The organism is Peribacillus sp. NPDC101481, assembly GCF_044767165.1.
In the GTDB taxonomy this organism is placed as follows: domain Bacteria; phylum Bacillota; class Bacilli; order Bacillales; family DSM-1321; genus Peribacillus.
This window is the reverse complement of the sequence record NZ_JBIWNJ010000001.1, coordinates 1,166,010-1,181,170: the sequence shown is the minus strand read 5'-3', so window position 1 is coordinate 1,181,170 and position 15,161 is coordinate 1,166,010. Positions and strand designations below refer to the sequence as shown.

At 29.1% G+C, this 15,161-nt stretch carries 11 protein-coding genes and 1 pseudogene; all 12 read left to right on the top strand.

All coding sequences use genetic code 11. The annotated features are described in order from the left end of the window. Window position 1: 1 nt before the first annotated feature. Entirely contained in the window at window positions 2-1,360 is a 1,359-nt protein-coding gene (locus tag ACIROD_RS05690) for an acyl-CoA synthetase family protein (RefSeq protein WP_402938638.1), read from the top strand. 16 nt (window positions 1,361-1,376) lie between these two features. Next, window positions 1,377-2,354, top strand: coding sequence for a N(5)-(carboxyethyl)ornithine synthase (locus tag ACIROD_RS05685; RefSeq protein WP_402938636.1), 978 nt, complete (start codon window positions 1,377-1,379; stop codon window positions 2,352-2,354). A gap of 317 nt (window positions 2,355-2,671) precedes the next feature. Next, on the top strand, window positions 2,672-3,937 hold the full coding sequence (locus ACIROD_RS05680) for a flippase (protein WP_402938634.1): 1,266 nt from the start codon (window positions 2,672-2,674) through the stop codon (window positions 3,935-3,937). Between the two features lie 104 nt (window positions 3,938-4,041). After that, on the top strand, window positions 4,042-5,235 hold the full coding sequence (locus tag ACIROD_RS05675) for a glycosyltransferase family 4 protein (protein ID WP_402938631.1): 1,194 nt from the start codon (window positions 4,042-4,044) through the stop codon (window positions 5,233-5,235). A gap of 167 nt (window positions 5,236-5,402) precedes the next feature. Then, window positions 5,403-6,537 (top strand): annotated as a pseudogene (locus ACIROD_RS05670) (IS3 family transposase). Window positions 6,538-7,144: 607 nt separating this feature from the next. Next, on the top strand, window positions 7,145-8,503 hold the full coding sequence (locus ACIROD_RS05665; protein ID WP_402938628.1) for an O-antigen ligase family protein: 1,359 nt from the start codon (window positions 7,145-7,147) through the stop codon (window positions 8,501-8,503). A gap of 474 nt (window positions 8,504-8,977) precedes the next feature. Beyond that, window positions 8,978-10,072, top strand: coding sequence for a glycosyltransferase (locus tag ACIROD_RS05660; RefSeq protein WP_402938625.1), 1,095 nt, complete (start codon window positions 8,978-8,980; stop codon window positions 10,070-10,072). A gap of 4 nt (window positions 10,073-10,076) precedes the next feature. Further along, the gene (locus tag ACIROD_RS05655) at window positions 10,077-11,327 is read left to right on the top strand and encodes a glycosyltransferase (RefSeq protein ID WP_402938622.1); all 1,251 of its coding nucleotides are present in this window, start codon (window positions 10,077-10,079) and stop codon (window positions 11,325-11,327) included. A gap of 8 nt (window positions 11,328-11,335) precedes the next feature. Continuing rightward, on the top strand, window positions 11,336-12,493 hold the full coding sequence (cps2T, locus tag ACIROD_RS05650) for a beta 1-4 rhamnosyltransferase Cps2T (protein ID WP_402938619.1): 1,158 nt from the start codon (window positions 11,336-11,338) through the stop codon (window positions 12,491-12,493). Between the two features lie 41 nt (window positions 12,494-12,534). Next, a complete protein-coding gene (gene wecB / locus ACIROD_RS05645; RefSeq protein ID WP_402938616.1) occupies window positions 12,535-13,701 on the top strand; it encodes a non-hydrolyzing UDP-N-acetylglucosamine 2-epimerase in 1,167 nt (388 codons plus the stop codon). Continuing rightward, on the top strand, window positions 13,698-14,600 hold the full coding sequence (rfbA, locus tag ACIROD_RS05640) for a glucose-1-phosphate thymidylyltransferase RfbA (protein ID WP_402938613.1): 903 nt from the start codon (window positions 13,698-13,700) through the stop codon (window positions 14,598-14,600). The genes wecB and rfbA overlap by 4 nt, the downstream gene beginning before the upstream one ends. After that, complete coding sequence (rfbC, locus tag ACIROD_RS05635) at window positions 14,597-15,160, top strand: dTDP-4-dehydrorhamnose 3,5-epimerase (RefSeq protein ID WP_402938610.1); 564 nt, start codon at window positions 14,597-14,599, stop codon at window positions 15,158-15,160. The genes rfbA and rfbC overlap by 4 nt, the downstream gene beginning before the upstream one ends. The last annotated feature ends 1 nt before the right edge of the window (window position 15,161 follow it).

Genomic DNA, 15,161 nt, shown 5'->3' with positions numbered 1-15,161 from the left:
ATTGTTAGAAAAATACCCAAAATTCAAGTTTACTCTGAAACTTTTAGCTTCACTCTTACCAGACACTTTATTAGAAAAAAGAGAATATAAAGATTACCGTTCCTTTTTAGAAGGCACGAAAAACTGGGGTAATAACGAGGTTCTTGAATTCCAAAATTTACAATTAAGATTAGTTTTACAACACAGTATGGAAAATGTACCATATTATCAAGAAGTTTGGAATAACTATGGAATAAAAATAAAACAGATTCAAAATGTATCAGATCTAAAAGAACTCCCATTAATAGATAAAGAAATTGTGAAACTTAATAGAGAAAAATTCATTGCGGGAAACATCAATAAAAATCATTTGATACCTATAAATACTGGTGGCACAACATCTTCACCTTTGCATTTCTTTAACACAAAAACAACTAATAACAGAGAATGGGCATTTTATAAGATGATATGGTCAGAATTTGGTTATAATAATGAGTTAGTGCTGTTTTTAAGAGGTAGATTTGGGAAATTTGAGGGGTTATTTGAATATAACCCTTATCGGAAATATTTAATAATTAATACCGAAAATTTTAGTGAAAAAAAGATGCTTGAGACACTTAATTTAATATATGAAAAAAAACCAAAATTTATACAAGCTTATCCTTCTATGATATTTTTGTTATCAAAATTCATTAATGAAAATAAATATCATAGCCAAGTAACGAGTATTAAAGGTATATTTTGTGCTTCTGAAAAAATGTTTGACTTCCAAAAAGAAGAGATAAGTAAAGCGTTTAATTGTCCAGTTATAGACTACTATGGCCATAATGAGCGTCTTGTCTTAATGGTTAGACAGGGGATTGAAAAATATGAAATACTACCTGAGTATGGAATAGCTGAGTTTTTAAATAATGAGAATATGAATGTGAATGAGGAAGGACAGCAAGCAGAAATAGTAGGCACAGGATTTAATAATTATGCATTCCCTTTAATAAGATATAAAACGGGAGACATAGCAACTTTAGGTCCAATAAAAAAATATAAAAATCGTCCAATAGAAATGAGGACGATTAGTGAGATTGATGGCAGAAGTGGAGATTTCTTAAAAACAGCTGATGGTAAATACTATTCTCCAACAATGCTGGAGTTTGCCATTAGATATATATCAAATTTTAAGGATTTACAACTAGTACAAACAGATATTGAAAATTTAATTGTATACATTGTTCCAACTGAAAATTATAGTAGTGCAGAAGGAGAAAAATTCAAACAAGCATTAGCAGAACGTATTGCATACTCAATTAAAATAAATATTAAAATAGTAACTTCAATTAATAGACCTGATAATCTAAAGCATAGATTTTTAGTGTCAAAATTATAGAAATGGGGCTTAATAAATGAGAACTGTAGGCTTTCCTGTTAGTTTAAAAGAGAATGAATTCCGAAGAGCACTTGTTTTAAAAGACATATTGGAATTCCCATATAAATCACAATTATATTTTGAATCAGGATATGGAGATGTATTGGGTATAACTGATGATGATATGATAACTATTGGTGTCAATGTTGTTAATAGGAATGAAGTTTTAAAACAAAATATTATCTGTGATCCAAAAGCAGGAGATGCAGATTACCTTGAACAACTTTCATTTGGCCAAATTGTTTTTGGTTGGATTCATGCTGTTCAAAACAAAGATATTACAGATCGATTCATAAACAAAAATATGACAGCAATAGCTTGGGAAGACATGTTTGAAGATGGAAGACATGTTTTTTGGAGAAACAATGAATTAGCTGGTGAAGCTGCTATACTTCATGCATATATGCTTTTTGGTAAAATGCCTTATGAAACTAAAGTAGCCATCTTAGGTAAAGGGAATATAGCAAGAGGAGCACAAAAAGCACTTCAAGGGTTAGGAGCGGAAATAACCATATATGATCGTAAAACTGAAAATTTACTTCGTAAAGAAATAGAACAATATGACGTATTTGTAAATGCGATTTTATGGGATACCAATCGTAGTGATCATATTCTTTATAAAGAAGACATTAAAAGAATGAAGAAAAATTCGATGATTATTGATATTAGTTGTGATGAAGGTAAAGGAATAGAGACTAGTAAAGCAACTACTATTGCTAATCCATTTTATTATGTAGATGGTGTTATGCATTATGTAGTTGATCATACGCCTAGTATTTTCTATAAAACAGCTTCAAATTCAATTAGTATGGAAGTTAAAAAGTATTTACCTATTATTATGGAAAATAATGAAGAGAATACTAAAGTATTAAATAAATCCATAATTATTAAAGAAGGAAAAGTTCTGGATGATAAGATATTGATTTTCCAGAATAGGATTGAATCGCTAGTATGAATATAATTCAAATGGAAGATATCCCCCTTTACTTTTCGGGGGATATCTGTTCGTGCCAAAGGATAAGTAAGGTTTTTAAAGAGAAAAGTCAGGTATACCTTCTATTAACCTATTAACATTTTAATAATTAACATAGAAATCTTATCTGACTATTATAATTCAGAGATATTGTGAAGTGAACAGAAGATATTAAATATGGTGTTACTATTCTATTGAAAAGTAAAGGAACTTTCCATTAAAGATTTTACTTCATTAATTTTATACATGTCATAATGAATTTACCCTAACAAAGTAGTAGTTGGAAGGAATATATTTAAGTGAAGAAAATAAAGAAAACTTTTGCTGATTTATATCAGCTAGCTAATAAGGTTGGTTTTTTACATTTATTATCTGCTAATCTTTTAATACAAATATCCGCATTTGGGGGGCAAATTTTTCTCACAAGGATATTAAGCGTAGAAGATATTGGAACTATAAAAGTTTTACAATCCTATTTGAACATTTTAATATTAGTAGCTTCATTGGGATTAAACACATCTGTTTTGAAGCTTTGCTCAGAGGATATCAGTAAGAAAAAGCAAAAAAGCATCTTTAATATTAGTTTTTTAATCACCATTGTGTCATCATTTATAATAATGTTGATTGTCATTAATCTGGTTAATGTTTCAATAATTAATGTAGACAACCTAATAAAAATATATATTTTTTTAATTCCTATTTTAAGTCTCACTAACCTAATAATTGTATATCTTCAATCACAACAGAAAATAAAAACTATGTCTATAATTCAATCATATACTAAAATTTTTATAGTTATTTTTAGTACTCTTTTTGCTTATTGGTTAGGCTTAGAAGGTTATATTTATTCTTTAGTAATTTTAAACTTTATTTCATTTATAGTTATACTTCTATTTATAAGAAGAGAAATGAATTTTAAATATATATTTAACATCACAATACCAAAACTTAAAAACATTTTTAATAATGGTCTTTTTGCATTTGGATCCAACTTATTAGGGACATTAATGTCAAATGTAAATATCATAATGGCCACCTTTCTAACTATTAATTCAAAAGAAATAGGATATTACAGTATAGCACAATTAATTATTTCAGCTATGATGATGTTTCCTGCTACTCTAGGACAAATAATGATACCTAAAATTTCTAGAGTTTCTCATAATGTAGAAGATGTAAAGATATTATTAAAAAAATACCAAATCAGAAATACGATAATTTCTATTTCAGTTGCTTTAATTGCAGGTATATTTGCACCGTTTATACTTCCTTTAGTATTTGGTGAAAAATATTCTAATTCGGTATTCTATCTTGAAATTTTATTAATAGGATTTATTTTTTGGAGTATATATTCTCCAAAAGGTATTACGCTAATGAGTGTAGGGAGATCGGATATAAATTTATATATAAACACGATTGCAACAATACTAAATATAACAATAAACTATTTTTTCATTAGTAGGTATGGAATGTATGGTGCTGCAATAGCAAATACAATAACGTATTTATTAACTATATTTATAAATGGTTATTTCTTCAATAAAATTTATTTAAGAAATAATTAAGGAAGGTAATATAATCAGTCTTAGCAAAATTTTTTATACTGCGAGATAAATATAATTTTCAATAGGAAACATTTTAAATGCATTGAAAAGAATGGGGTAAAATAATGGAAAGAATTCTTTATATTACAATCTTACCAAAAGAATATGGAGGTGAAATGGATGGAGGTGTTGCAACTCATTCCGTACAGTTAATATTAAAAGCTAAAAAAGAATATAAAGTAAGTTTATACTCAAATATAAATGAAATTAAAAATATAGATGGAGTCACTTTATATAAAGAAGATAATAAGTTTATTAAAATTCTTAAGAGCTTATATGGATATTTATTAGTTGATAAAGAGAAACTAAAAAAAATTAAGTTTTTAAAGTTTAAAGAGAAATTAAGAGTTCTATACCACTTTTGTAAATTAAAAAATCTTGTATCAATGTATAATGTAGTCCACATCCATTCTTTGCATAATGATTGTATAACTGCTTTATCCTTAATAGAAAATAAGCCCAAGGTAGTTGTTACTGATCATGGTTTTTGGCAAGGAGACATTGAAAAAAGTATTGAAAAGGTTAGATATAATTCTTTTAATACAAATAGAGTGATATATATTTCTGAATACGCCAAGGTAAAGCATGTAGAATACAAATTAAATACGTCAAATTTGATAAAAATATATAATCCATATTTAGAGAAGGAGTTAAAAACAAAAAACAAAAATGAAATTAAAAAAACGTTGAATATTGACGAAAAAAAGAAAATTATTTTTTTCTCAGGGGTTTCAGAACCTGTCAAAAGAAAAGGATTAGGAATTCTTTTAGATAGTATATCTAATGATAGTTACTTAAGAAATAATACAGTTATAATAATTGTAACAAATGAAGAAGGTTTGAATTTCATAAAAAAATATAATGGTTTGAAAAATATTGTTGCTTTGAAACCTATGTCTTATAGTAAAATCATAGACTACTATAGTATTAGTGATGTTTTTGTTTTACCAAGTAATAGTGAAAGTTTTGGGCTAGTATATATAGAATCATTATCGTATGGAACCCCAGTAATAGGTTTTGATAAAGTTATTAAGGAATTCCAAAGTATATACAGACCATTATATATAGGAGAGCCTTTTAACCCAAGAGAAGAAAATAATTTAGAACTAGCCTTAAAAATAAAGTCTGTTCTCTTAGAAGAGATTGATGAAACTAAGTTAATTGATAAAACTCTTGATTTGTTTTCTTGGGATAATTTATTTGCTGAATTTAAAAAGATTTATAGCGATTCAGCAAAAAACAAATGTTCTAATGAATAATATGAAAACAGACCGGGAGTGTTCTGTTTTCATATTATTTTCCCCTTATAAATTAAGTAATCAGAGGAATTACTCTCGGACTTTTTAATTTCTAATGGAGTTAGTATAGTTTCATGGACACATTTTAGTTAAGCCCTTACAATGATTTTTGAGAGGATGTGTCCGTCTTGGAACGTAAGAATACAGGTAAAAAATATAATAATGAATTCAAAAAGACTATTATAGATCTTTATCACTCGGGTAATTCGGTCAAAGAATTAAGCGGCGAATATGGCGTATCAGAAGTTACCATTTATATTTACTCCTATCGGTTTAGGGGAAGAGTCCATGACTCCAAAGGAATTAGCCGCCATTCAGAAGGAAAACCTTCGGTTAAAGCAAGAAGTTAAAATCTTAAAAAAGGCTATGGCCATATTCGCGAAAAAGTAACCGAGACAGACCTTACGAATTTATTGAGGAACACAAGAAACAATATCCCGTACAGAAGATGTGTGAAATACTAGAAATCCAAAGAAGCAGCCATTATCAATCCCTTCAAATAGTCGTATCAAATTGCGAACAGGAAAACATAGAACTAACGAAGGAAATTCATCTTATTTACCTGGAAAGCAAAGGACGATATGGGGCTCCAAAGATTCATGAAAGCTTATTAACCAAAGGGTTTTCCCTAAGTCTAAAGCGTGTTCAACGTTTAATGAGCAAGGCGAGAATTCGTTCTATTACTAAGAAAAGGTATCGTCCCTATCCATCTAAAGAAAAGGTTATCAATTGGATAATTTGCTAAAACGAGACTTCACTACTCAAACCATTAATGAGAAATGGGTAGCAGATATTACGTATATCCACACGTTAAAAGACGGATGGTGTTATTTAGCTTCGGTATTGGACCTTCATTCTAAGAAAATAGTAGGGTATTCATTTTCTCGTTCAATGACGACAGAACTGGTCATAAAAGCTTTCAATAACGCACACTTATCACAAAAGCCCTCGGAGGGCTTAGTTCTTCATACGGATCTTGGCTCGCAATATACAAGCAGTGAGTTTACTCAACATATCCAAAACCATCATATTAAGCAATCTTTTAGTCAGAAAGGTTGCCCGTACGATAATGCCTGTATTGAATCCTTTCATGCCCTATTAAAAAAGGAAGAAGTCAACCACGTACAATATCTAGACTATCAAACAGCTAAATTAGCGATGTACCAATTTATTGAAGGTTGGTATAACCGAAAAAGAATTCACAGCAGCTTGGGCTATCAAACCCCACAAGCCATTGAAGATCGAATTAGGAATACAGCTTAAGATTTAACTTTTTAGTGTCCAAAATATTGACTCAAATCCACTAATTTATTAGGAGATTGAAGTTGAATGAAAATTAATAATGGATAACTTTCTGACTAATTATATAAAAGTAAATCGGAAATTACAGTTTGAACAAACAATTATTTATTACATTTGATGATAACCTTTAATTTTACTAATAATAATATAGAATAAGTAAAAAATAAATAAAACTTATTAAATTAGCATTTCAATTATGGTTCACTTTTCGGATTCATGTAGGGGTTTTAGCACATGTTATTATTCCCTTCGTTTTCGGTGAACAATGTCAAAACGCAGTTATTAATTAGAGCTTTTACTAGTAAGGTTTTATTAAATGAAAAATTATTCTCCTAAAGATCTGACATTAATGAATTAAGGTAAATCATGAGAAATTATGCTCATTTATATTAAACCTAATTTTAAATTACGTACTCGGTGGAGCAAATTATGTGGTATTTATTAACCTAATATATTTTTGCACTCCTATTTAAAGTAAAGGAATAAAATTTAGAATTAAAAAAAATATAAAGGTGTGGTTTAAATGTAATTTAATTTCAAAAAAAGTTTTCCAAGATTGGAGTAGATTATGAAATTATTTTTATTACTACCGTTGTTAGCGATTTTCTATATATTTATAATTTCTTTATATTCAAGAAAAAAGTTTTCGTTTTTAAATGGGGTTATAGTTTTTGTGGTTTTTTTGGCATTTAGTTCAAATATTCAATTTAATATCGTGATTTTTAATCAATCAATCTACTTGTCCTTGCTAACTTTCATCAATCTAACAATTATCTGGGCATTTATCACAGTTTCCGTCCTTATAAAGCAGAAAAATATTAAATTGAGTAATAATTTTTTTGTATATAATAGTAAAAAAATGAAATTTATTACTTTTTTGTTTTTTCTAATGATATTAGTTTTAATTGTACAATTATTTTTTATAGATATTTATGATTACAATTTATATTTAAATCAATTCAATTTATTGGTAAACCTTTTTTTGTTAGGAATGGTTATATATATATTAAGTGCGAATGGATTGAAATTCAAACAAATTTTAATATCTATTGTAGTATTCTCCCTATTTAATTCAGTATTAGGATTTATACAGTATATATTTAATTCATCTTTTTTACCATTTTCGGATGCAGCGGATATTTTTTATACAGAAGGTAGAAGTGTAATCAAAAGAGCCATAGGAATAGTAGGGGCAAGTAATGGAGCAGGTAATCTAGCGGCTATATTAATGCCCATTCTTATTTTGTATTTTTTAAAGTACAATAAAAAAATTGGGTTTATAGCTATTCTAACTAATTTAATTTTTTGTGTTTTAACCTTTACAAGGTTGGGATACTTAGCGATTTTTATTGAGTTGATTCTTTGTTTCCTACTTATAAGGTCAAAAGATAAGTTAAATGTTGCATTTAAAATCTTTTTAGCATTGTTTTTAATGGGTATTTTTGGTTTAGTGATATTTTTCTTTTTTGATGATATTTACAAAACTTTAATCGTTGATAGGGGAGATACCCAATCATCACGCTTTATTCAGTTTGAGTATATAAAATTAATTCTTGCAGATTTGCCTATATTAGGTATAGGGGCTGGTCAGTATACTTATTATTTGAGTATGAATTATTATATTATTGATATAGCAATCCACTCTCAGTTATTGAATATATTGGTGGAACAAGGAATAATTAATTTCATCTTATTTATTACTCTATTAATTTATCTTATATTCAAGGGCTATAAAAACTTCAGTAATAACAAATGGTTTCTTCCGACTTTAATTAGCGGGTACATTATAGTTTCAAATTTTAATCCAAATCAATATTATGCAATACCTAATTATATCTTATTCATAATGTTATTTAGTTTAGTGTTCATAGATGAAAAAACATTTTTCGGAAAAATGAATAAAAAGGGAAAATATGAAAATGTTTAGTTAATAGGATCTAATTTTATTGAATGTAATACGTTGTTCCAATAGTTGGTATACTGAATTATTGAATATAATTTCGAAGATAATTTAATTTAGAGTTGTTAATAATAATGTTTATTAAACAAATACGAGCATATGCTTTAAGAAATCGACGCTGAAAACTAAAATAATCTTCAAATTTGATAAAGTTATTCAAGAATTCCAAAGTATATACAGTCAAAAAAATATGGTGGAAAAACCTATAGTGAACTTAAATTAATAAATAAAACTATTGATTCGTTTTCATGGGGAAATTTATTTCCTGAATTTAAAAATATTAATGGAGAGTTTAACAGAAAAAATGTACTAATATAAATTTAAACACGAGCTCTGGAGTGTTTGTTAAGCGTTTAGATATAGTATATTTTTAAAAAAAACAATATGTGTAATTTTTCCAGTGTTATAGTAAAAATTATACAATTAATAAGGGGTATAAGAATGAATGTTTTAATGTGTGAGTATTTAGATGTTAACACAGTATTCCAGGTGGGAAGTCATTATTATGCAAAGAACTTTCAACAAGATAAATATGATGTAAATTGGATTAATCAGCCAACTCCATATTTATTTAAGAGAAATATAGAGTTTGAAGAAGTTTCTTCGGGTTACAAAGTTTTCAATCCAAAGGTAATTATGCCATTTTGTAAGTATCCCCCTTTTAATACTAAATTTTGGGCAAATAACTATTTAAACGAATTTTCTAGAACATTTAATAAAAGATTAGACGTTAACCAAACTGATATTTTATGGATGACAAATGTTAAAATGTTGAAATTGGCAGATACAATTAAACACAATTTTATGATTCATAGAATGGCTGATGATTTTTCAGGTTTTTCAGGTGCGTATAAAAATATGATTTATTTGCAAAATGAAGTAATAAAAAAATCAGATTTAGTATTAGTTAGTGCAAAAAATTTGATTGATAAGGCAAATAAATTCAATAAAAATGTAATTTATTTACCTAATGGGGTAGATACATCAAGGTTTGAAAATATTGAGTATTCACTTCCAAAAGAGTATTCAAATATAAATGGGCCTAAAGTAATTTATGTTGGCGCATTGGAAGATTGGTTTGATTATTCACTAATTCTAAATTCAGCAATAACATTAAAAGAAGTATCTTTTATCCTAATTGGGAATGTAAGTGAGACAGCAAAAAACATGTTTAAAGAACAAGAAAACATTTTTTTGTTAGGTAAAAAAGCTCATGATGAATTACCTAATTATCTTTATTATGCGGATATTGGAATTATGCCTTTCATCGAAAATAAATTAACACACAGCATTCACCCCTTAAAGGTATATGAATATTTCGCAGCTGGATTACCTGTTGTTTCTAGAGAATTAGAAGAAGTAAAAGAAATGAATTCTCCCGCACTGTTATATAAAAATGAAGAAGAATTTGTATCACTAATAAAAGAATTATTAGTCACTTCAAAACGAACAGAAGTATATAAAGAGTATGCTTCGAATAATACATGGGAAAAACGTTATATCCAATTAAAAGAATATATGTCGGAGATAAGGTGATTTAATGAAAATTCTATTAATAAATAAGTACTTTTATGTTAAAGGTGGCAGTGAGACTTACTTTTTTGGACTAAAGAAGATGTTAGAAAATCGTGGGCATGAAACAATAGATTTTAGCATGAGTGATGACAGAAATTACCAATCAAACTATCGAAAATATTTTGTATCAAATGTAGATTATGAAAAAGGTAACAAAATTACAAAAATAAAGAATGGTCTGAAATTAATTAATTCTAATGAAGCATATAAAAATCTTTGTAAGTTGATTGAGGATTCACAACCGGATATTGCCCATGTTAACTTGATTTATCATCAATTAACCCCATCTATTTTTCATGCATTAAAAAAATATAATATACCTATAGTATTTACATCTCACGATTATAAAATGGTTTGTCCAAACTATAAATTATATTCTGGTGAAGAAATTTGCACAAAATGTTTAAATGGAAATTTTGTTAATTGTGCAATTAACAAATGTCATAAAGATTCTATTTTATTTAGTGCACTATTAAGTATAGAGGCGTATTATCATAAATTTAAGAAATCATACGACATGGTAGATAAAATTATTTGTCCTAGCTTATTTATGAAGAATCAATTGATTAAAGGTGGATATGAAGAAGAGAAACTTATTCATATCCCGAATTTTTTAACATCTGATTTCGATGATAAAGTAGTAAAAAAAGGGCATAAGGAAAATAAAACTTTATTATATTATGGTCGATTATCTCAAGAAAAGGGGCTAGATCTTTTACTAGATGCTATAAAAGAAATTAATGAGGATTATATCCTTAAAATTATTGGAACAGGTTCAGAAGAAGAGAGACTAAAAAACCGTGTCTCAAAAGAAAATATAAAAAATGTGAGATTTTTAGGTTTTAAAAGTGGGGACGAACTACACAATGAAATAAGTTCTAGTAAGGCTACTATAATTCCTTCAACATGGCATGAGGTATTTGGGTTAACTATAATTGAGTCATACAGTGCAGGGACTCCGGTAATTGGAAGTAACCTTGGTGGGATACCAGAAAATATTAAAGATAACAAAACAGGTTTTGTTTTCGAAAATGGTAATGTTGAAAGTTTAAAAAATGCTCTAAATAAAATATTAAGTATGGATAAGTCTTCTATAGAATATCAAAATATGGTAAATGAATCTTTGGTATTTAAAGAGGAATTTACAATGGATAAATATTATAGTGAATTAATAAAATTATATGAGCAGCTAATGTTTAAGAAAAGAGCGTGTTGAGTTTGTATATGAGAAATATATTTATCATAGGTTCTAAAGGTATTCCGGCTAAGTACGGTGGATTTGAAACGTTTGTAGAGTATTTAACAGCACGTAAGGTAAATAATAGTATCATGTATCATGTATCATGTTTAGGTGAAGATAATAGTGAATTCTATCATAATAAAGCCCGCTGTTTTAATGTGAAGGTACCTAATGTTGGGAGTGCTAGGGCAGTTTTATATGATATTTTAAGTTTAAAAGAAAGTATTCGTTATATTAAGGAGAATCAGCTAAAGAACTGTATTGTATATATTTTAGCTTGTCGAATTGGTCCTTTCTTTTCATATTATAAAAAGCAGTTAGAGAAACTCGGGGCACAAGTATTTGTGAATCCTGATGGTCATGAATGGAAACGAAGTAAATGGAATTACTGGGTTAAGCGCTATTGGAAGATATCTGAGAAATTAATGGTGAAAAATGCAGATTTATTAATCTGTGACTCTATCGGGATTGAGAATTATATACAAACCGATTACTCAGCATTTGAACCTAAAACAACATTTATTGCTTACGGTGCTGATATTACTCCGTCTATTTTGAGTAATGAGGATAAAAAGCTTATCGATTGGTATGAAAAGCAGCAAATTCAGTCTAAAGAGTATTATTTAGTTGTTGGACGATTTGTTCCTGAAAACAACTATGAATTAATGATAAAAGAGTTTATGAATTCTTCATCAACAAAAGATTTTATTCTTATCGCAAATGTTGAGGAAAATGCATTTTATGAACAATTGAAACAAACAACCAATTTTGAAAAGGATCAGCGTATTAAGTTTGTGGGAACAGTTTATGATCAAGAATTACTTAAAAGAATAAGAGAAAATGCGTATGGTTACTTTCATGGACATGAAGTAGGGGGGACAAATCCCTCACTTTTAGAAGCACTAGCTTCGACAAATATAAATTTACTCTTGGACGTCGTTTTCAATAAAGAAGTTGGTAAAGATGGAGCTGTTTATTTTTCTAAAGAAACAAATTCACTTACCAATTTAATTAAAGAAGTAGAGAATTATACTCCAAGTCAGATTGAGAACCTAGGTAAAGCGGCTAAGGAAAGAATAAGAAAAGAATATTCATGGGATAAAATTGTTAATGAATATGAAACTTTATTTTCAAAAAATTAACCTTGCTTGTAAAAGGAAAGGTTTTTATTGGGGTGTGAACTATGCTAAATAAAAAACTTAAGGTAATGACTGTATTTGGTACAAGACCAGAAGCTATAAAAATGGCTCCTCTAGTATTAGAATTAGATAAATATAAGGAACAAATAGAATCAATAGTAGTTGTTACAGCACAACATAGGGAAATGTTAGATCAGGTATTAGATATATTTAAGATACAGCCTCATTACGATTTAAATATCATGAAAGCTAACCAAACCCTAGTTGATATTACAACAAGGGGATTAGACGGATTGAATAAAGTCATACAAGAAGTCAAGCCAGATTTAGTATTGGTTCATGGAGATACTACGACAACGTTTATTGCTAGTTTGGCTGCATTTTATAATCAAATAGCTATTGGGCACGTAGAAGCAGGATTACGGACAGGGAATAAGTTATCTCCTTATCCGGAAGAAGCGAATCGTCAATTAACAGGTGTTTTAGCTGATTTACATTTTGCACCAACTAAAAAAGCTGCTTCGAATCTTATAAAAGAAAATAAGAAAGAGAAAAATGTCTATGTGACTGGTAATACGGCTATCGATGCTCTCCAAACTACTATCTTAGATAACTATAGTCATCATATCTTGGATTCTATCGGAGACAAAAGGTTAATCTTAGTTACTGCTCATCGCAGAGAAAATTTAGGTGAACCGATGAGAAATATCTTCAAATCTATAAAGAGATTAGTTGATTGCCATGAAGATACAATAGTGGTATATCCTGTTCATATGAATCCTATAGTTCAAAAAATTGCAAATGAAATACTTGGGGAACATCCTCGTATTCATTTGATAGATCCGCTAGATGTAATTGATTTTCATAATTTTGCATCCAAAGCATACTTAATTATGACTGATTCGGGTGGTGTTCAAGAAGAAGCTCCCTCTTTAGGTGTACCTGTGCTTGTTCTTAGAGATACAACTGAAAGACCAGAAGGTATAGAAGCGGGAACATTAAAATTAGCTGGAACAGATGAAAATGTGATATTCAATTTAGCTAATAAGTTGTTAATAGACAAAGTCGCATATGATAAGATGGCTCAATCATCAAATCCATATGGAGATGGTGAGGCATCAAGTAGAATAGTAGAAGGGATTCTACATCACTTTGGTCTAAATGATAAAAAACCATTAGATTTTCATACAAATGAGGCGGTAAAAATATGAAAGGAATTATATTAGCAGGTGGAAGTGGCACACGCCTTTATCCTATAACTAAGTCGATATCAAAACAATTAATTCCGGTTTACGATAAACCAATGATTTATTATCCGTTATCAGTATTAATGCTTGCAGGTATTCGGGATATATTAATCATATCAACGCCAGAAGATACGCCTAGATTTGAGCAACTGTTGGGTGATGGAAAAGAATTGGGAATTGAATTAAGTTATGCTATCCAACCTTCACCAGATGGTTTAGCACAGGCATTTATCATTGGAGAAGATTTCATTGGTGACGAATCGGTTGCTCTGGTTTTAGGTGATAATATTTTCTATGGGCACGGTTTTACGAAAGTATTGGAACGAGTAGCCAGTCAAAAAAATGGAGCGACTGTATTTGGCTACAATGTTAAAGATCCAGAGCGCTTTGGAGTTGTTGAATTTGATGAAAGTGGGAAGGCGGTTTCTATTGAAGAAAAACCGCAAACTCCAAAATCAACCTATGCAGTAACAGGTCTATATTTTTATGATAACGATGTAGTTGAAATAGCGAAATCTATTAAACCTTCTGAACGAGGAGAATTGGAAATTACAGCAGTGAATGAGGAATACTTACGGAGAGGAAAGCTTCAAGTAGAGTTAATGGGCCGTGGTTTTGCATGGTTAGATACAGGGACTCATGAATCTCTATTAGAAGCTTCTACTTTCATAGAAACGATAGAAAAACGGCAAAGTTTAAAAGTTGCTTGTTTAGAAGAGATTGCTTATCGAAAAGGATATATTTCAAGAGATCAACTCATAAAGCTAGCTGAACCTTTAAAGAAAAATGAATATGGGAAATATATGCTGCGCTTAGCTGAGCAAGTATTAATCGATAAAAATTTAGTGGGTGCAAAATCATGAATATTACTAAAACCAAATTAAATGGTGTAATGGTGATTGAACCAAAAATTTTTGGTGATCACCGTGGGTGGTTTACTGAAACTTATAATGAAGAGAGCTTTAAAAAGGCTGGTATAGACACAGTTTTTATACAAGATAATCATTCATTTTCTGCCACAAAAGGAACGCTACGAGGATTACATTATCAAAAGGATCCAAAAGCACAAACAAAGCTTGTCCGTTGCACAAAAGGTTCAATCTTTGATGTAGCAATTGATATTCGAAAAGAAAGCCCTACCTATGGTGAATGGTATGGAGTAGAGCTTAGTGAAGAAAATAAAAAGCAATTATTAGTTCCAAAAGGGTTTGCTCATGGTTTTATGACGCTAACAGATGATGTTGAGGTTCAGTATAAAGTGGATGAGTTGTATTCACCTGAGCATGATCGAGGAATTACTTGGAATGACCCAGAAATAGGTATTGAATGGCCAATTAATATTCAGCCAGTTTTGTCTGCTAAAGATGAAAATGCACCACTATTAAAAGATGCAGATAATAACTTTAAACTAGAGGTTAAATGAG

Coding starts and splice junctions, on each gene's coding strand:
- wecB (WP_402938616.1), top strand. CDS start 12,535: ATGCTAAATAAAAAACTTAAGGTAATGACTGTATTTGGTACAAGACCA.
- ACIROD_RS05685 (WP_402938636.1), top strand. CDS start 1,377: ATGAGAACTGTAGGCTTTCCTGTTAGTTTAAAAGAGAATGAATTCCGA.
- ACIROD_RS05655 (WP_402938622.1), top strand. CDS start 10,077: ATGAAAATTCTATTAATAAATAAGTACTTTTATGTTAAAGGTGGCAGT.
- ACIROD_RS05665 (WP_402938628.1), top strand. CDS start 7,145: ATGAAATTATTTTTATTACTACCGTTGTTAGCGATTTTCTATATATTT.
- ACIROD_RS05660 (WP_402938625.1), top strand. CDS start 8,978: ATGAATGTTTTAATGTGTGAGTATTTAGATGTTAACACAGTATTCCAG.
- rfbC (WP_402938610.1), top strand. CDS start 14,597: ATGAATATTACTAAAACCAAATTAAATGGTGTAATGGTGATTGAACCA.
- cps2T (WP_402938619.1), top strand. CDS start 11,336: ATGAGAAATATATTTATCATAGGTTCTAAAGGTATTCCGGCTAAGTAC.
- ACIROD_RS05675 (WP_402938631.1), top strand. CDS start 4,042: ATGGAAAGAATTCTTTATATTACAATCTTACCAAAAGAATATGGAGGT.
- rfbA (WP_402938613.1), top strand. CDS start 13,698: ATGAAAGGAATTATATTAGCAGGTGGAAGTGGCACACGCCTTTATCCT.